The sequence below is a fragment of the Bradyrhizobium sp. 31Argb genome (assembly GCF_043638955.1).
Lineage (GTDB): Bacteria > Pseudomonadota > Alphaproteobacteria > Rhizobiales > Xanthobacteraceae > Bradyrhizobium.
In genome coordinates, this window is record NZ_JBEGDB010000170.1 from 1 (window position 1) to 17,222 (window position 17,222).

Sequence of the window (17,222 nt, forward strand, 5' to 3'; positions counted from 1 at the left end):
GGCTTCCTCCTAAAAGAAAGCCTTGAATCACGTTCAATCTGATTTGAGAATCCCAAGAGTCCACACGGCCTAGAGCGCGATGAGATCAGGTCGAATTGCATCCGCGATCGCTGCTGGGCTCCCTCTCCCGCTTGCGGGAGAGGGTCGGGGTGAGAGGGTCGGGGTGAGGGTGTCTTCGCGAAAAGAACAGAGATTATCTTTGCGCGGAAAGAGCCCTCACCCGGCGCTACGCGCCGACCTCTCCCGCAGGCGGGAGAGGTGAACGCGTGGACGGGCCGATTCAACCAATCACGCGCTAGGCTTGCCGATTACAGGCCATGGCCCGTCGGAGGCCAAGATCCGAATCGTTGGCCGATTGCCGAAGTTGCATAGGATCGCTTCCCTGCTCCCGATAGAAGAGCACGCGAAGACTGCCGAAAATTCGGAGAAGCGCGCCTGCGTTGCCCATTGACCGACGACCTTGGTGATAATGGCAATCGATGCAGGAGGACGAAGGAGAGCGACATTGACGCAAACGATCATCTCAAGCTGCCGGTCGTTGCCGGGCTCCTACACCCAGTACGCCTTCCGTGTCATGGCCGCAGGATTGATCTTGGCGCTAGCGGCTACGATTGCGCAGGCGCAGACTTCCGGCGATTCCAAGCCGGCGTCGCCATCCACGCTGGAGTTCAACAAGAAATCCACGGCCTCATTGCCATGGTCAGACAATGCGGATTTCGCAAATGCCAAGCGTGGCCTGATCGCGCGATTGCCCGATAGCGGTGTCATCAAGGACAGGAATGGCAGGATTGTTTGGGATCTCTCGAGGTTCACTGGTTTCATCAAGGATGGCGCGGCCGCGCCCGACACCGTCAATCCGAGCCTTTGGCGCATGTCGCAGCTTCTGATGGAAGCTGGCCTCTATGAAGTGGTTCCGGGTGTCTATCAGGTGCGTGGCGCGGACCTGTCGAACCTGACCATCATCGAGGGTGAGCAGGGCATTACGATATACGATCCCTTGATATCGGCCGAAACTGCGCGCGCTGCACTCGACCTTTACTACCAAAATCGGCCGAGAAAGCCGGTCGTGGCCGTGATCTATTCGCATTCCCACGTCGATCACGCCGGCGGCGTGCGGGGCATCGTCGACGAAGCCGACGTGAAGTCGGGCAAGGTCAGGATTTTCGCGCCCGAAGGTTTTCTCGAGAACTTCGTCGCCGAGAACCTGTTTGCAGGCCAGGCCATGGGACGCCGTGCGTCCTATATGTACGGAAACCTGGTTGCGCCCGGACCGCAGGGCCCAGTGACGGCAGGGCTGGGCGTCACGACATCGAGCGGCAGAGTCACGCTGATCGCGCCGACAGATCTGATCACGAAGACCGGCGAGAAGCGGGTCATCGATGGCATTGAGTACGAGTTCCTATTGGCGCCGGGCTCGGAGGCTCCGGCTGAGATGATGTGGTATCTGCCGAAGTTCAAGTTGATCAATACAGCCGAGGATGCCACGCGCACGATGCACAATCTCTATACGCTGCGCGGCGCCAAGACACGGGACGCGCGGCTGTGGCCGATGTACCTGAACCAGGCCCTTCAGATGTGGGGTGATCAGTATGACGTGCAGATCACGATGCACCATTGGCCCACCTGGGGGAATAACGAAATTACGCAGTTGCTAAAGGTGCAGCGCGACACCTACAAATTCATGCACGACCAGACCCTGCACTACGCGAACATGGGTTACACCATGAGGGAGTTGCCGGGCCTCGTGACGTTGCCTCAATCGCTCGCCAATCACTGGGCGAGCCAAGGTTACTACGGCACCCAAAGCCATAACGTGCGTGCCGTCTACAATTTTTATCTGGGATATTTCGACGGCAACCCCGCGACCTTGAACCCGCTGCCACCGGTCGAAGTCGCAGGCAAGTATGTCGCGGCGATGGGTGGACCCGACGCTGTCATGAAGCTCGGACGCGAGGCCTTCGAGAAGGGCGACTATCGATGGGGCGCCGAACTGGTGAACCACCTGGTGTTTGCCCAGCCTGACAATCAGGAGGCGAAGAATCTGCAAGCCGATATCCTGGAACAGATGGGTTATCAGGCGGAATCCGGTCCCTGGCGGGGCTTCTATCTGACAGGCGCCGATGAGCTTCGGCATGGCGTCAAGAAACGGGCGACAGGTAATCCAGCCAGCGCCGACATCGTTGCCAGCATGTCGCCTGAGCTATTGTTCGGTTACATGGGCGTGCAGCTGGATGCCAGGAAGGCGGACGGCAAGACGCTTGCGATCGACTGGATATTCCCTGACATCAATGAGAAGCACGCGCTCTTCCTGGAGAACTCCGTGCTCAACCATTGGCCCGATTACACCAATCCCAAGGCCGATGTCACCGTAACCGTGGATCGTACCACTTTGACCAAGGTATTGACCAAGCAGGTGTCGTTCGAGGACGCGGTCAAGACCGGGCAGGTCAAGTTTGCCGGTAACCAGGCGAAGTTCGGTGAGTTCATGGGCTATCTTGTCGATCTCAACCAATATTTTTGGTTCAACATCGTGACGCCATAACTCGAAAGCGGCTCCGGGAAAGCGCTGGGGTCGCCATCTCCCAGGACAGATTTTCCGATTAGTGCGCGACGCCATCTGGTTTGCGCGACACCCGCCCGCAGAGTCGGATAGAGGGAGAAAATGCAGGGCAACTAACCAGCGCAACTCAAGGCCTTCTGCTGGGTGCAACGAACGGGTTGGATTCCGGACTTTGTCGAAGATTCTTATCGAAACACACATCAAGACGTTCAAGCGCTGCCGCGCTTCCATCTAGCGGCAGACGAAAAGTCATCCCTTCGCCTCGAACTTCGAGAACGTTGGCGATTCGCAATCGTTCGTTAAACGGTGCGTCGGCTAGCGCGATCGTCACTGATTTCGATTCCGCCAGGGCCTTTGCGTCGACCGAGCGCGAACCAGCAGACAGACGAACGGAATAAGCTTTACCCCGTTCAAGCCTCCATTTGGGCGAATCGAGAGATAGCAGAAGGCCTTCCTGGTTGCGTACGAACATGATGCCTAGACCCTCGCTGGATCGCGTCATGGTGCAGTTCTCAAACTTATCGGCTTTATATGTTGTCGCTATCGTCCAAGGGCCGACGGCAAGCGTCTGGATGTCGAGCGGCTGTTGGGCGAGTGCTGGCTTTGCGAGGATTGCAAGACAGGCAAACGCAATGATCGCTCGCATCGTCACCTCCATGAACGGTTGTGAAAATCTGAGACAAAATGCAGCCCGCGGGAAAGATTAACGCGATCCGGGTTCAACAGTTCCGGATTGCAGTTTCTCTTCATTTTTGACAAGTTCCCCCGCTTGCGCGCTGGGAGATCGTCTGCTTTGTGAAAATCTGATAGATTCGTGATCTCTGGATTAAGATCTTGAGTTCGATGACTGAAGACGAGCCCATCGACGAGATTTCAATGATCGAAGCTCGGCTTGAGCAGCTTGCCGAAGTCGCCGAGCGATGCAGAAAGATCATTTTGGTTTCGAAGGTTGCAATCGCAGGCGGTATCGCATTGCTGATCGCCATGGTGGTCGGCCTGTTCGGGCTTAATCAAGTCGCTGCCATTGGATCGATAGCCCAGGTATTGGGCGGAATCGTATCGCTCGGATCGAATGTCAGTACGTTGCAACAGACGTCGGCCGCCATCAGCGCCGCGGAGTTGGCCCGTTCTGAGCTGATCGACAGGATCGATCTCAAACTGATCGGTGAGAGCACACCAAGCTGACTTGTGCGACCGCACGAGATGGGTCGGCAGGCCGTGCTGTGGGGGACGCAGAATTCGTGCTGAGAAACGTTAGCTCTTCTGCGTATAGAGCAGCGGCACCGCGGAATCCACGACCACCTCGACCAGGCTCGTGCCGTCATGCGAAAGCCCGAGTTTCAGCGCAGCCGGAAGCTCCGCGGCTTTCGTCACGCGCACCGCGTGGCAGCCCATGCCTTCGGCGATCCTGACGAAATCGATATCGGGCAATTCAAGCCCCGGCACGTTGCGCACCTGCATCACCTGGCTGAACGAGCGCATCGCGCCGTAGCCTGAATTGTTGATCACCACCACAGTCATCGGCAGCTTGCGCTGCGCCGCGGTCCATAGTGCCTGGATCGAATACATCGCCGAGCCGTCGCCGATCAGGCAGACGACGCGACAATTGGTGCGGCCGAGCGCCATGCCGACCGCGGCCGGCAGGCTGTAGCCGAGGCCGCCGCTCGCCATGGTGTAGAAACTGTCCTGCCCGCGCATCGGCATGAACTTCTGCATCGCTAGGCGATGCGACGGAGCCTCTTCCACCAGCACGTCATTCGGTCCCATCGTGGCGACAAGCGAATGCATCAGGTACTCGGCGGCAATCGGATCGCTCGCCGCGGGCACGGGCGGCAGCGTGCGGCCCGTGGGCACGGCGCGCCCGGTCTCGGGCAACAGTTCGAGCAGCATCGCGAGCGACGGCTTCACCGTGCCGATGATGCTGTTGCCGGCCGGCGTGAACGAAGCCGCGTTTGCATCGTCGGTGATCTGGAACAGCGTGGTCGCGCCATCGAAGATCGCGGCGTGGCCCTCGACATGGAAGGTGAACACCGGCGCGCCGATCACGACCACGAGGTCGTGCCCGCGCAGCGCCTCCGACAATTGACCGGGGGAAGCGTGCAGGAAGCCGGCGAATTGCGGATGCCGCTCAGGGAACGAGCAGCGCGCCGAGAACGGGCTCGCCCACACCAGGGCTTTCGTCTTCTCCGCGACCTCAACCATGAGATCGACGGCCTGCGCGCGGTCGACGGCGGGGCCGACCACGAGGGCAGGGCGCTTGCTCTCGGCGAGCGCCGCGACCAGCGCTTTCATCGCCGCCAGATCAGGCCCGATCTCGCGGCTGATCTGGCGCGCCTCGACCGGCTGCGTCGGCCGGTTCCAGTCGTCGACCGGCACTGAGACAAAAGTCGGCCCGCAGGGCGGCTGCATCGCGATGTAGTAGGCGCGCGCGATCGCGCCGGGCACGTCCTCAGGCCGCGCCGGCTCGACGGCCCATTTCACATAAGGCTGTGGGAATTCGGTGGCGCGTTCGGCGTAGAGGAATGGCTGCAATGGCAGGATCGAGCGCGCCTGCTGGCCCGCCGTGATCACAAGCGGCGTCTGGTTGCGGTAGGCATTGAAGACATTGCCGAGCGCATGCCCGACGCCGGCTGCCGAATGCAGGTTGACGAAGCCGGCGTTCCGCGTCGCCTGGGCATAGCCGTCGGCCATGCCGACGACGGAGGATTCCTGCAGTCCCAGCACATAGTCGATGTCGTCGGGCCAGTCGCTCAGGAACGGCAATTCGGTCGAGCCGGGATTGCCGAACACTTTTTTGATGCCGAAGGCGCGTAGCAAACCGAACGTCGCGTCCTTGACCGTGACGGCTTTGCTGTTGGTGGCGGCAGGCTTGCGGGACGACATCAGGCGATTCTCCCAACTTTATTGTTTTACTCCGTCATTGCGAGCGCAGCGAAGCAATCCATCTATCCGCGCGTGGAGGCATGGATTGCTTCGCGGCGCTCGCAATGACGGCTTTCTACCACGTCGCCATGCCCTTCATCGTCGGCTGTCCTTCGGCATTCGCCGTCCACAGTTCCAGGCCTTCGCCATTCTCATTGGCATTGACCGAGAACTCGCTGCCTTCGAACAGCGGCTGCACGCCGCGATAGACGAACTTCTTCGGCGGCTTTCCGCCATGAAGCTTTGCCGCCAGCTCGATGATGAACGCGGCCTGCAGCGGTCCGTGGAAGATCAGGCCCGGATAGCCCTCGACCTTGGTGACGTAGTCGCGATCGTAATGGATGCGGTGGCCGTTGAAGGTCAGTGCCGAATAGCGGAACAGAAGCACCGGATCGGCCATGTGGCTCTCGCGGTGCTTTGCGACCGGCGGCGAGGGCGGAGCCTTCGCTGATACGGCCGATGGCGTGTTCGTCATCTCGCGATAGACGATGTCCTGCCGCTCGCGGATCGCGAGCCCGCGCTGGGTCGTCACTTCGTGCTGGACGGAGACGAAGCACAGCGTGCCGGTCGAGCCGCTCTTCAAGCTCACGTCGGAGATGCGCGACGTGCGCTTCGGCTCGTCGCCGACGCGCAGCGTGTCGAGGAATTCGAGCTCGCCGCCGGCCCACATCCGGCGCGGCAGCGGCACCGGCGGCAGGAAACCGCCGCGGGTCGGGTGGCCGTCGGGGCCGAGCTGCGACATCGGAAACACCGGCTGCGCCAGGCACCAATGCACCGTGAACGGCGCGGCATCGCCCGTCTTCGGCTCGCCGATCTCCTGGAACAGCGTCGCGCGCAGGCCTTTCACGAGTTGCGCACTAACGATGTCGGAAGCCTCAGTGGTGCGGTCGATCCATTGCCGCAGATGCTCGAGGTCGAGTTGTTCGCTCATGACGATTTGGCCCGGGCAGGAGAGGATGTTGCGGCGTTGGTCTGCTCGCCGATCGCCGGCACCGCGCCGTAGTGGCGCGGTTCGCCGACGACAATCGCAGCCGGCGCCGGATAGGCGACGCGGCCATTCGGCGTGTCGACCTCGATCCGGCGCAGATGTGGATGCTGCGCGAGATCGGCCATGGTGTTGACCTCGGCGAAAGCGATGTCGGCATCCGCCAATTTCTGCAGCAGCTCGTCGCGCGTCAGTTTCGCGAAGGCATCACCGACGGTCTTATCGGTCAGCGCGCGGTTGCGCACGCGCTCGACCATGTTGGCAAAGCGCGGATCGTCTGGCAGCTCCGGCTGGCCCAGCACCTCGGCGCACAGCTTCTTCCATTCCCGCTCGCTCTGGATCGAGATCAGGATCTCCTTGCCATCCCTGGAGCGGAATACGCCGTAAGGCGCGATCGAGGGATGGGCGAGGCCCATGCGTCTCGGCGCCTTGCCGTCCTCGGCATTGAGCAGCGGCACCGTCAGCCAGTCCGCCATCACGTCGAACATGGAGATGCGGATGTCGGCGCCTTTGCCAGTGCGCCCGCGCGCAATCAGCGCCTCCAGGATCGCCGCATGCGCGGTCGCGCCGGTCGCAACGTCGACGATCGACATGCCAACGCGCGAGGCGCCCTCCGGCCCGCCGGTGATCGAGGCCAATCCACTTTCGGCCTGGATCAGCAGGTCATAGGCTTTGCGATTGGCATACGGCCCTTCGTCGCCATAGCCGGTGATGGTGCAGCAGATCAGCTTCGGATAATCCTTGCGCAGCCGCGCGAGCGTGAAGCCGAGCTTGTCCATCGAGCCCGGCTTCAAATTCTGCAACAGCACGTCCGCGCCCGCGATCAGTCCTTCCAGCGAGCTGCGGCCTTCCTTGGTCGCAAGATCGACCACCACCGAATCCTTGCCGCGGTTGAGCCAGACGAAATAGCTGCTCTGGCCCTTGGCGGCGGCGTCATAGCCGCGGGCGAAATCGCCCTCGGGGCGTTCGATCTTGATCACATGCGCGCCGGCGTCGGCCAGGCGCGACGAGCAGAACGGCGCGGCTACCGCCTGCTCCACGGCGATGACGGTCAGTCCCTCGAGCGGCAGCATGCATCTCACCTCAATAGGAGCGGGGCATGCCGAGCACGTGCTCGGCGACAAAGGACAGGATCAGATTGGTCGAGATCGGCGCCACCTGGTACAGCCGCGTCTCGCGGAACTTGCGCTCGACGTCGTATTCCTCGGCAAAGCCGAAGCCGCCATGGGTCTGCACGCAGGCATTGGCCGCTTCCCAGGACGCATCCGCCGCCAGCATCTTCGCCATGTTGGCTTCCGCGCCGCAATCGAGCCCGGCCTCGTATTTGCGGGTAGCTTCCTTCACCATCAGTTCGGCCGCGCGCATCGAGGCATAGGCCTTTGCGATCGGGAACTGGATGCCTTGATTCTGGCCGATCGGCCGGCCGAACACGGCGCGTTCCTTGGCGTAGTTGGTCGCCTTGGCGATGAACCATTTGGCGTCGCCGATGCATTCGGCCGCGATCAGGATGCGCTCGGCATTCATGCCGGAGAGGATGTAGCGGAAACCCTTGCCTTCGTCGCCGATCAGGTTTTCCGCCGGCACCCGCATGTCCGTGAAGAAAACTTCCGTCGTCGCGTGGTTCATCATGGTTCTGATCGGGCGGATCTCCAGACCCTTGCCCTTGACCTCGCGCATGTCGACGATGAACACCGACAGCCCGTCAGTGCGCTTCTTGGCGTGCTCCTTCGGCGTCGTGCGCGCGAGCAGGATCATCAGGTCGGAATGCTCGGCGCGGCTGGTCCAGATCTTCTGGCCGTTGACGACGTAGTGGTCGCCATCACGCTTTGCAAAAGTCTTCAGCGACGACGTATCGGTGCCGCTGGTCGGCTCGGTCACGCCAAAGGCCTGCAGCCGCGATTCGCCGCTCGCGACCTTCGGCAGATATTTCGCCTTCTGCTCGGCATTGCCGTGTCGCAACACCGTGCCCATCGTGTACATCTGCGCGTGGCAGCCGCCGCCATTGCACCCCGCGCGCTGGATCTCCTCCAGGATCGCGGCCGCCGCGGAAAGCTTCAGTCCCGCGCCGCCATATTCCTCGGGGATCAGGACCGAGAGGTAGCCGGCCTCGGTCAACGCATCGACGAATTCCTTCGGATACGCCATCTGCCGATCGAGCTTGCGCCAGTATTCGCCGGGAAACTGCGCGCAGAGTTTTGCCACCGCATCGCGGATGTCGGAATAGTCGTCATGTTGTTCTTGTGCGGTCATCGGAAATCACCGGCGCGTTCGTTTAAGGGATGGTGGATGTGAAAGGCGCGGCGGACCATTGTGGCGCCAGCGTAAACTCCCTATGCTCTTTTGTTATAGCGTATGAAGTAGCATTCCAAGATTGGCAAGCATGGATTTCCGCCAGCTTAGGACGTTTACCTGCGTCGCGGAACTCGGGAGCCTGAGCAAGGCCTCCGACACGCTGCGCATAGCTCAGCCGGCGCTGAGCCGGCAGATCAAGCTGCTCGAGCATGAGCTGCGCACCGAGCTGTTCACGCGGAACGGCCGCGGCATGGTGCTGACCGATGCCGGGCGCCTTTTGCTCGCGCGCACCTCCGGCATCGTCCGCCAGGTCGACCAGATCCGCGACGACATCCAGTCGGCGCAGGGCCCGCCCTCGGGCCGCGTGGTGCTCGGCCTGGTGCCGACGGTGAGCTGCGTGCTCTCGGCGCGCTTCGCCCGCCGCTGCGTGGAAAATTTCCCTGATATCTCGCTGCGGATCGTCGAGAGCTATAGCGGCCACCTGATCGAATGGCTGCACCGCGGCGAGATGGATCTTTCGATCATCTACGGCCGCACCGCGGATCTGCATCTTGCGGCGCAGCCGCTCGGCCGCGACCAGATCGTCGCCGTCGGCCCTCGCGGCTGCGGCCTGTCGCGCAAGAAGCAGGTCGAGATCGGCTGGCTGCTCCGCCAGCGCCTGGTGCTGCCCAGTCATTCGCATGGGCTCCGCGCCCTGATCGAGCACGCCGCGGCGTTGAAGAAGATCAAGCTCGACGTCCAGCTCGAGGCGGATTCGTTCCGCGTGCTCACCAGCCTGGTCGAGGAGGGACTCGGTTTCGCGCTGTTGCCGCCGTCGTCGGTGCGGAGCGAAGTCGCCGATGGCCGGCTGGAAACCGCGGCGATCGCAAAGCCGCTGTCGCGCGAGCTGATCATTGCCTCTCCGATCGATCGTCCGGCCTCGATCGCGACCACCGCCGTCACCGCGCTGTTGCGCGAGGAGGTCGCCGCCTGCCGCAAGGAAGGCCTCTGGGACATCAGGCTGACGTAACGCCGTTGCGGTGCGCGCCAACCGCGGGAGACTTAGGACAAGCCCGCGCGACCTTCCCTTCGCATCTGGCTCACCCTGTCATGCCGGGTTTTTATAGCGGCGGGGCGGCACCCGTAGCCCGGATGGAGCGAAGCGCAATCCGGGGCGCTTTTTCCGCGGACAGAATGATCCCGGATTACGCTTCGCTCCATCCGGGCTACACGCTATACGGCGTCACCCCGGAATCCGCACCGGCAGGGTCTCGTAGCCCTTGATGAAGCTGGAATAGATCCGCCTGACATCACCGACCACCTCGATGCGGTCGAAGCGCTTCAGCATCTCCTGCCAGACGATCTTCAATTGCAGCTCCGCGAGCCGCATGCCGACGCAGCGGTGGATGCCGAAGCCGAACGACAGATGCGTGCGCGGCCGCGGCCGGTCGATGATGAACTCGTTGGGGCGGTCGATCACCTCTTCGTCGCGGTTGCCCGAGACGTACCACATCACGACGCGATCGCCCTTTTTGATCGTCTTGCCGCCGAGCTCGGTATCTTCAAGCGCGGTGCGCCGCATATGGGCGAGCGGCGTCTGCCAGCGGATCACTTCCGGCACCATCGAGTCGATCAATTCAGGATTTTCCCTGAGCTTCCTGTACTGCTCCGGATTCTCGTTCAATGCCAGCACCGAGCCGGTCATGGTGTTGCGCGTGGTGTCGTTGCCGCCGACGATGAGCAGGATGAGGTTGCCCATGAGGTTGTCGGGGTCCATATGCCGCGTCGCATCGCTATGCGCCATCATCGACAACAGATCGTTGCGCGGCGCCGCATTGACCCGCTCGTTCCAGAGCTTGGCGAAATAGGCGTAGCATTCGTCCATCTCCTTCCGCCGCTGCTCCGGCGAATCCACGATGCCGCTCTTGGGCAGCGCGGTGGCGACGTCGGACCAGCGCGTCAGCTTGCGCCGCTCTTCCCAGGGGAAGTCGAACAGCGTCGCCAGCATCTGCGTGGTCAATTCGATCGAGACGCGGTCGACAAAGTTGAAGGTCTCGTTGCGCGGCAGGCCGTCCAGCACCTTCTGCGAACGCTCGCGGATCAGCTTGGCAAGCTCGTCCAGGTGCGTCGGCGTGAACATCGGCGACACCGTCTTGCGCTGCGCCGAGTGTTTCGGCTGGTCCATCGCGATGAAGCTCGGCCAGTCGTAGCCGACCGGCATGTCGCGGATGCCGATGCCGCCCAGGCTCGCATCGGAGGAGAAGATACCGTGGCTGGTGTCGACATGCATGATGTCGTTGTATTTGGTGACCGACCAATAGGGCTCGATCGGCGCGTTGGTGCAGTAATGCACCGGCTCTTCCTTGCGCAGCCGCTCGAACCACGGCTGCCACGTGTCGTTCTGGAACAGCCTTGGCGCGCCCGGGTGGAAGTTCTTCAGCGGCGTCGAATAGGCCTCCTCGCGCGCCAGGCGCATCAACTCGTTTCTGTCGACCCTGACTGAAGTCTGCACGTTCATTGTCTCAACTCCCAAAAGCGCTAGCTCGCGATGCGGACCGGCAGCGTCTCATATCCCTTGATGAAGCTCGAATACACGCGCTTCGGCTCCTCCACCACCTCGATCGTATCGAAGCGCTTCAGGATCTCTTCCCAGATGATCTTCAACTGCAATTCGGCAAGTCTGAGGCCGACGCAGCGATGGATGCCGAACCCGAATGAAATGTGAGTGCGGGGACGGGCGCGGTCAATGATGAACTCATAGGGACGCTCGATCACATCTTCGTCGCGGTTGCCCGAGACGTACCACATCACGACCTTGTCACCCTTCCGGATCTGCTTGCCATGGAACTCGATGTCGGCAAGCGCGGTGCGCCGCATATGCGCCAGCGGCGTCTGCCAGCGGATCACCTCCGGCACGAAACTGTCGATCAAGTCGGGATTCTGCTTCAGCTTGCGATACTGGTCCGGATTCCGGTTCAGCGCATAGATGCTGCCGGAGAGCGTGTTGCGCGTGGTGTCGTTGCCGCCGACGATCAAGAGGATCAGATTGCCGAGGAAGTTCTTCGGATCCATGTCGCGGGTCGCCGGGCTGTGCGCCATCATCGAGAGCAGGTCGCTCTTCGGCGGCTGGTCGATCCGTTCCTTCCACAGCCGCGAGAAATAGCTGGCGCATTCCATCAGCTCGGCCTGCCGCTCGTCCTCGGTCGCGACCAGCCCGCCGGCGCCCGGGAGCGTGGTGGCGACGTCGGACCAGCGCGTCAGCTTGCGGCGGTCCTCCCAGGGGAAATCGAACAGCACGGCCAGCATCTGGGTGGTCAATTCGATCGAGACCTTGTCGACCCAGTCGAACACGTCGCCGCGCGGCAGATTGTCGAGGCATTCGGTCGAGCGCTTGCGGATGTTGATCGCGAGCTCGTCGAGATGGGTCGGCGTGAACATCGGCGCCACGGTCCGCCGTTGCGCCGAGTGCCGCGGCTGGTCCATCGCGATGAAGCTCTCGCGGCGCAAATCGGGGGCGATGTCGCGGATGGTGATGCCGCCGAGCGAGGCGGCCGAGGAGAACACCGAATGGTTGGTCTCGATCTCCACGATGTCGTTATATTTGGTCACCGACCAATAGGGCCCGAACAGGCTGTCCCGGCAATAGTGCACCGGCTCCTCCCGGCGTAGCCGGTCGAAATAGGGCCAGAACGAATCGCTGCGGAACAGTTCGGGGTCGCTGGGATCGAATTGATCCAGCGGGATCGAATAGGCCCGCTCGCGGGCGGCCTCCTGGGTTTCGTTCTTGAGGCGATCGACCGTCCCGTGCATGGCGTATCTCCTTGGATCGTCCCGGTCCGGTTGTTCCGCCGGGCGCATTTTCCGGGAATTACAACCCGTCACGCCGCGCAGGGCAAGGGCGAGTTTGGCACATTTGGCCGCATCGGCTTCCACCTCGACCGGCCTGCGGCGGCCGCAATTCCGGCTCGCTCCGCGAATTCATCTCTACCAGCCCCGTCATTCCGGGGCGTCCGAAGGACGAGCCCGGAATCCATTCAGCCGCATATGCGGGCCGAGAAATGGATTCCGGGCTCGACGCGGAGCCTGTCATCGGGCCGCGCTTCGCGCGGACCCGGTGGCGTCGCCCCGGAATGACGGCGGTGCGGGGAGCGGAAGAAGAAACCTCCCTCGTGACAAGCTCTTCGGCAGCGAATAAGCCTAGGGCAACAAGCCATTCTGGAGGCCGCCCACCATGATTCCCAACACGCAACGGATGTTCAATTTCGACCTGGGCGAGACCGCGGATGCGATCCGCGAGACCGTGTGCGATTTCGCGAGCAACGAGATCGCCCCACGCGCCGCCGAGATCGACCGCACCAACCAGTTCCCGCGCGACCTCTGGCCGAAGATCGGCGCGCTTGGCCTGCACGGCATCACGGTCGAGGAGGAGTATGGCGGCTCTGGTCTCGGCTATCTCGAGCACTGCGTCGCGGTGGAGGAGATCTCGCGCGCGTCCGCTTCCGTCGGCCTGTCCTACGGCGCCCATTCCAACCTCTGCGTCAACCAGATCCGCCGCAACGGCAACGAGGCGCAGAAGCGGAAATATCTGCCCAAGCTGATCTCCGGCGAGCATGTCGGCTCGCTCGCGATGTCGGAGCCGAGCGCCGGAAGCGACGTGGTCTCGATGAAGACCCGCGCCGAGAAGAAGGGCGACCGCTTCGTACTCAACGGCAACAAGATGTGGATCACCAACGGCCCCGTCGCCGACACGCTGGTGGTCTATGCCAAGACCGATCCGAGCGGCGGCCCCCGCGGCATCACCGCCTTCATCATTGAAAAAGGTATGAAAGGATTCTCTACCGCGCAAAAACTCGACAAGCTCGGGATGCGCGGCTCCGACACCTGCGAGCTCGTGTTCGAGGATTGCGAAGTGCCCGAGGAGAATGTGCTCAGCGAGGTCGGCCGCGGCGTCAACGTGCTGATGAGCGGCCTCGACTATGAGCGCGCGGTGCTGGCGGCGGGCCCGATCGGCATCATGCAGGCCTGCATGGATGTGGTGATGCCCTATGTGCACGAGCGCAAGCAGTTCGGCCAGCCGATCGGCACCTTCCAGCTCGTGCAGGGCAAGGTCGCCGACATCTACACCACGATGAATGCCTCGCGCGCCTATGTCTATGCGGTGGCGAAAGCCTGCGACCGCGGCGAGACCACGCGCGAGGACGCCGCCGGTGCGATCCTCTACGCCGCCGAGAAGGCGACGCAATGCGCGCTCGACGCCATCCAGCTTCTCGGCGGCAATGGCTACATCAACGACTATCCGACCGGCCGCCTGCTGCGCGACGCCAAGCTCTACGAGATCGGCGCCGGCACCAGCGAAATCCGCCGCATGCTGATCGGCCGCGAACTGTTCGAAAAGACCGCGTAGCGCTTTCTTTCTCCCTCTCCCCGCTCTTCGCGGGGCCGAGACGAGCGAAGCTCGCTCTGAGAGGGCTGGGGTGAGGGGCTCTCTCCGCGAACACGGTGATGGATGCGTGGGCGGAGAGAGCCCCTCACCCGAAATCAAGCTGCGCTTGATTTCGACCTCTCCCCGCGAAGAGCGGGGCGAGGTAAGACCTTGCTCCCCAGCCGCGTAGCCCGGGTGGAGCGAAGCGCAACCCGGGTCTGTATCCACGATTACAGAGGCCCCGGGTTACGCTCCGCTCCAGCCGGGCTACGGCGCTGTCGCCACACATCACCCCTCGTCATTCCGGGGCGCGCCTCTTGGCGCGAGCCCGGAATCCATTTCTCCGCCTGCACAAGTGGTGAAATGGATTCTCTGATGTGCAATTGCACATCATAGTTCGACGCTTTGCGTCGCCCCGGAATGACAGCACGGGATACCTCTATTATCTGCGCGGCAAGCGAATCGCTTCGCGCTCGACTCCCCCGTGAAATCTCGATCACACTTCCTTTGATAAATATGTGGTTCTGTGCGATCCGCAGACACCGCCTGGAGTTGATCCCCGTGCACGAGATGAGCTGGACCCCGATTGGGCCCCCGCAACCGCCGCCTCCGTCTGTTCCGCCGCGGATGCCGGTGGCCTTCACGGGCAGCCGCCGCGAATTCTTCGAGCTGGTCAAGCGCGGCGCCGGGCTCGAATTCGTCACGCTCGGCTTTTACCGGTTCTGGCTGGCGACCGACATGCGCCGTCATCTCTGGTCGAACACCGAGATCGACGGCGACGCCGCCGAATATACCGGCCGCGGCAAGGAGCTTCTGATCGGCTTTCTGGTCGCACTCGCGATCCTGGTGCCTGTTTACCTTGCTTATTTCCTGGTTGGCCTCGAGGCCGAGCGCGCCCAGGCTTTCGCCAGCCTTCCGCTGGTGGCGTTCTTCTATCTGTTCGGCCAGTTCGCGATCTTTCGCGCGCGCCGCTACCGCCTGACGCGGACGGTGTGGCGCGGCGTGCGCTTCTGGATGAGCGGCTCCGGCTGGGCCTATGCCGGGCTCTCGGCGCTGTGGGGACTCGTGGTGATCGTCACCCTCGGTCTCGCCCTGCCGTGGCGCGCCGCAGCGCTCGAGCGCTACAAGATGCGCCATTCCTACTATGGCGACCTGCAAGGCAGTTTCGAGGGGCGCGGCTGGGAGTTCTTCAAGCGCGGCTGGTGGCTCTGGCTGCTGGTGCCGGTGGCAGTCTACATCGTGCCGCTCGCGCCCTTCATCTACGGCGCCTACAAAGCGGTCGAATGGCGATGGTGGCTGTCCGGCATCCGCTTCGGCGGCGTGCGGCTGGAATCGACGCTGAAGCGCGGCGCGCTGATCGGGCTCTATTGGAAAGTGATCGGGTGGATCGTCGTGCTCGGCCTCGTCTTCGCGGCCTGGCTCGCGCTCTCGGCGGTGCTGGTCGCCAGCATGAGCGCAACGCCGCTCAAGGAACTCTTCGCGAGCCAGGAATTTGCCAGGAGCATTCCGTTCCTGGTGTTCCTTGGTCTTGGCTATCTCCTGTTCGCGCTGGCTATCAATGTCGTGATCCGCGTCTATCTGATGCGCGATCTCTGGGTGAAGGTGCTGGGGTCGACGATCGTCCATGGCATCGAGGCTGCGGCCAATGTCTCCGCGCGAGGCGAGCTCGCCAACGCGCTCGGCGAGGGCTTCGCCGACGGTCTCGACGTCGGGGGTCTTTGACCCATGAGCGGGGTGATGGATAGCGGAGCGAACACCGCCTTCTATTTCGATGGCACGTCGAGCAAGCGGCGCACGGTCGTGCTGCACCTCGGCGAGACGCTTGAGATCGAGGAGGACGGACAGCGGATCGCCGCCTGGCCTTATGCCGATATCCGCCGCGCCGACAGTCCGTCCGGCAAGCTGCGGCTCGCCTGCATCTCCGCGGCCGCGCTGGCGCGGCTCGAAATCCGCGACGCCGCGCTCGCGGCCGAGCTCGTCGCGCGCTGCGAAAAGCTTGACGAGCATATGCTCGGCGGCCGCGGCGTTGCGACCATTGTCGGCTGGTCGCTGGCGGCGACCGTGTCGATCATCCTGGTCGTGCTGTTCGGCGTGCCGCTTGCGGCCGATCGGCTGGCGGCGCTGGTGCCAGCCTCGTTCGAGCGGCGGCTCGGCGAAGTCGCCGACAGCCAGGTGAAGATGGTGTTCGACGGCAAGCCGTGCGACAACCCCGCCGGCCAGCGCGCGTTTGAAAAACTCGTCAACACGCTGCGCGAATCCGCCGGCATGGATACCTCGGTGCAATCGGGCGTGTTCTCGACCCCGATCCCGAACGCCTTCGCGCTGCCGGGCGGCAGGGTCTATGTCCTGGATGGGCTGCTCGCGAAAGCCGAAAATGTCGATGAGCTCGCGGGTATCCTCGCCCACGAGCTCGGCCATCTCCGGCACCGCGACGGCCTGCGCGGCATGATCCACAACGGCGGCACCTCGTTCCTGATGGGCCTCTTGTTCGGCGACATCACCGGCTCCGGCGCTATGATCTTCGCCTCGCGGACGCTGGTGAACGCGTCGCATTCCCGCGAAGCCGAGCAGAACGCCGACAGCTTCGCGATCGAGACCATGCACCGGCTCGGCCGGCCGACCAAGCCGATGGGCGAATTGATGTTCCGCATCACCGGCAAGGAGGGCGACAGGGCCCTGTCGCTGATCGCAAGCCACCCCATGACCGAAGACCGCCTCGCCCGCATGACCCGCGAAAACCGCCCCGCCAGCGGCCCGCCATTGTTGACCGCAGAAGAGTGGCGCTCGCTGAAGTCGATCTGCCACGCCGGCACCAGGCTGTAGACGCCGTTCGCCAACCACGACCACCACTGTCATTCCGGGGCGCGCGTAGCGCGAACCCGGAATCCATTTCGCCGCGTGTTCTGCGGCTGGATGGATTCCGGGCTCGATGCTTCGCATCGCCCCGGAATGACAGCGTGTGTTGGAGTACGAGCTGCGACAAAACAACCCGACGGGCAAATCAGCAGAAACGTGTCCATCCCTCACGCGAAAAATAATCCGCTTTCGCCGTCGGGCAAATC

General features: G+C 62.9%; 13 protein-coding genes. 6 read left to right on the forward strand and 7 right to left on the reverse strand.

What is annotated here, in order from left to right:
* Positions 1-505 precede the first annotated feature (505 nt).
* The gene (locus AAFX91_RS27075) at positions 506-2,542 is read left to right on the forward strand and encodes an alkyl/aryl-sulfatase (RefSeq protein ID WP_394568681.1); all 2,037 of its coding nucleotides are present in this window, start codon (positions 506-508) and stop codon (positions 2,540-2,542) included.
* 145 nt (positions 2,543-2,687) lie between these two features.
* On the opposite strand, the gene AAFX91_RS27080 is transcribed toward AAFX91_RS27075, so the two are convergent.
* A complete protein-coding gene (locus AAFX91_RS27080; RefSeq protein ID WP_282531672.1) occupies positions 2,688-3,206 on the reverse strand; it encodes a hypothetical protein in 519 nt (172 codons plus the stop codon).
* 197 nt (positions 3,207-3,403) lie between these two features.
* On the opposite strand from AAFX91_RS27080, the gene AAFX91_RS27085 reads away from it, so the two are divergent.
* Positions 3,404-3,745, forward strand: a complete 342-nt coding sequence (locus AAFX91_RS27085; protein ID WP_282531673.1) for a hypothetical protein — start codon at positions 3,404-3,406, stop codon at positions 3,743-3,745.
* Positions 3,746-3,814: 69 nt separating this feature from the next.
* On the opposite strand, the gene mdlC is transcribed toward AAFX91_RS27085, so the two are convergent.
* The 4 genes from mdlC to AAFX91_RS27105 all read right to left on the reverse strand — a co-directional run bounded on the left by mdlC (position 3,815) and on the right by AAFX91_RS27105 (position 8,717).
* On the reverse strand, positions 3,815-5,443 hold the full coding sequence (gene mdlC, locus AAFX91_RS27090; protein WP_394568682.1) for a benzoylformate decarboxylase: 1,629 nt from the start codon (positions 5,441-5,443) through the stop codon (positions 3,815-3,817).
* A 115-nt stretch (positions 5,444-5,558) separates the two neighbouring features.
* Positions 5,559-6,413 carry a MaoC family dehydratase N-terminal domain-containing protein gene (locus AAFX91_RS27095; protein ID WP_394568683.1) on the reverse strand — a complete coding sequence of 285 codons (855 nt, stop codon included), beginning with the start codon at positions 6,411-6,413 and terminating at the stop codon, positions 5,559-5,561.
* Positions 6,410-7,540: a CaiB/BaiF CoA transferase family protein gene (locus AAFX91_RS27100; protein ID WP_394568684.1), complete on the reverse strand. Its 1,131-nt coding sequence runs from the start codon at positions 7,538-7,540 to the stop codon at positions 6,410-6,412. Before AAFX91_RS27100 ends, AAFX91_RS27095 begins: the two co-directional genes overlap by 4 nt.
* 10 nt (positions 7,541-7,550) lie before the next feature.
* The gene (locus AAFX91_RS27105; RefSeq protein WP_394568685.1) at positions 7,551-8,717 is read right to left on the reverse strand and encodes an acyl-CoA dehydrogenase family protein; all 1,167 of its coding nucleotides are present in this window, start codon (positions 8,715-8,717) and stop codon (positions 7,551-7,553) included.
* A gap of 130 nt (positions 8,718-8,847) precedes the next feature.
* Here AAFX91_RS27105 and AAFX91_RS27110 point away from each other — a divergent pair, with 130 nt between their 5' ends.
* On the forward strand, positions 8,848-9,768 hold the full coding sequence (locus AAFX91_RS27110) for a LysR substrate-binding domain-containing protein (protein ID WP_394568686.1): 921 nt from the start codon (positions 8,848-8,850) through the stop codon (positions 9,766-9,768).
* Positions 9,769-9,981: 213 nt separating this feature from the next.
* Here the strand turns inward: AAFX91_RS27110 and AAFX91_RS27115 are convergent, their stop codons facing one another.
* Complete coding sequence (locus AAFX91_RS27115; protein WP_394568687.1) at positions 9,982-11,256, reverse strand: cytochrome P450; 1,275 nt, start codon at positions 11,254-11,256, stop codon at positions 9,982-9,984.
* A 20-nt stretch (positions 11,257-11,276) separates the two neighbouring features.
* Positions 11,277-12,548, reverse strand: a complete 1,272-nt coding sequence (locus tag AAFX91_RS27120) for a cytochrome P450 (RefSeq protein ID WP_394568688.1) — start codon at positions 12,546-12,548, stop codon at positions 11,277-11,279.
* A 421-nt stretch (positions 12,549-12,969) separates the two neighbouring features.
* Here AAFX91_RS27120 and AAFX91_RS27125 point away from each other — a divergent pair, with 421 nt between their 5' ends.
* From AAFX91_RS27125 to AAFX91_RS27135, 3 genes are all read left to right on the forward strand, one after another.
* Positions 12,970-14,142, forward strand: a complete 1,173-nt coding sequence (locus AAFX91_RS27125; protein ID WP_130579310.1) for an isovaleryl-CoA dehydrogenase — start codon at positions 12,970-12,972, stop codon at positions 14,140-14,142.
* 588 nt (positions 14,143-14,730) lie between these two features.
* The gene (locus tag AAFX91_RS27130; protein WP_130579316.1) at positions 14,731-15,882 is read left to right on the forward strand and encodes a DUF898 family protein; all 1,152 of its coding nucleotides are present in this window, start codon (positions 14,731-14,733) and stop codon (positions 15,880-15,882) included.
* A gap of 15 nt (positions 15,883-15,897) precedes the next feature.
* Positions 15,898-16,983, forward strand: a complete 1,086-nt coding sequence (locus AAFX91_RS27135; protein ID WP_394568689.1) for a M48 family metallopeptidase — start codon at positions 15,898-15,900, stop codon at positions 16,981-16,983.
* Positions 16,984-17,222 lie beyond the last annotated feature (239 nt).

Coding starts and splice junctions, on each gene's coding strand:
- AAFX91_RS27080 (WP_282531672.1), bottom strand. CDS start 3,206: ATGCGAGCGATCATTGCGTTTGCCTGTCTTGCAATCCTCGCAAAGCCA.
- AAFX91_RS27085 (WP_282531673.1), top strand. CDS start 3,404: ATGACTGAAGACGAGCCCATCGACGAGATTTCAATGATCGAAGCTCGG.
- AAFX91_RS27130 (WP_130579316.1), top strand. CDS start 14,731: ATGAGCTGGACCCCGATTGGGCCCCCGCAACCGCCGCCTCCGTCTGTT.
- AAFX91_RS27095 (WP_394568683.1), bottom strand. CDS start 6,413: ATGAGCGAACAACTCGACCTCGAGCATCTGCGGCAATGGATCGACCGC.
- AAFX91_RS27120 (WP_394568688.1), bottom strand. CDS start 12,548: ATGCACGGGACGGTCGATCGCCTCAAGAACGAAACCCAGGAGGCCGCC.
- AAFX91_RS27135 (WP_394568689.1), top strand. CDS start 15,898: ATGGATAGCGGAGCGAACACCGCCTTCTATTTCGATGGCACGTCGAGC.
- AAFX91_RS27110 (WP_394568686.1), top strand. CDS start 8,848: ATGGATTTCCGCCAGCTTAGGACGTTTACCTGCGTCGCGGAACTCGGG.
- AAFX91_RS27100 (WP_394568684.1), bottom strand. CDS start 7,540: ATGCTGCCGCTCGAGGGACTGACCGTCATCGCCGTGGAGCAGGCGGTA.
- AAFX91_RS27115 (WP_394568687.1), bottom strand. CDS start 11,256: ATGAACGTGCAGACTTCAGTCAGGGTCGACAGAAACGAGTTGATGCGC.
- mdlC (WP_394568682.1), bottom strand. CDS start 5,443: ATGTCGTCCCGCAAGCCTGCCGCCACCAACAGCAAAGCCGTCACGGTC.
- AAFX91_RS27125 (WP_130579310.1), top strand. CDS start 12,970: ATGATTCCCAACACGCAACGGATGTTCAATTTCGACCTGGGCGAGACC.
- AAFX91_RS27105 (WP_394568685.1), bottom strand. CDS start 8,717: ATGACCGCACAAGAACAACATGACGACTATTCCGACATCCGCGATGCG.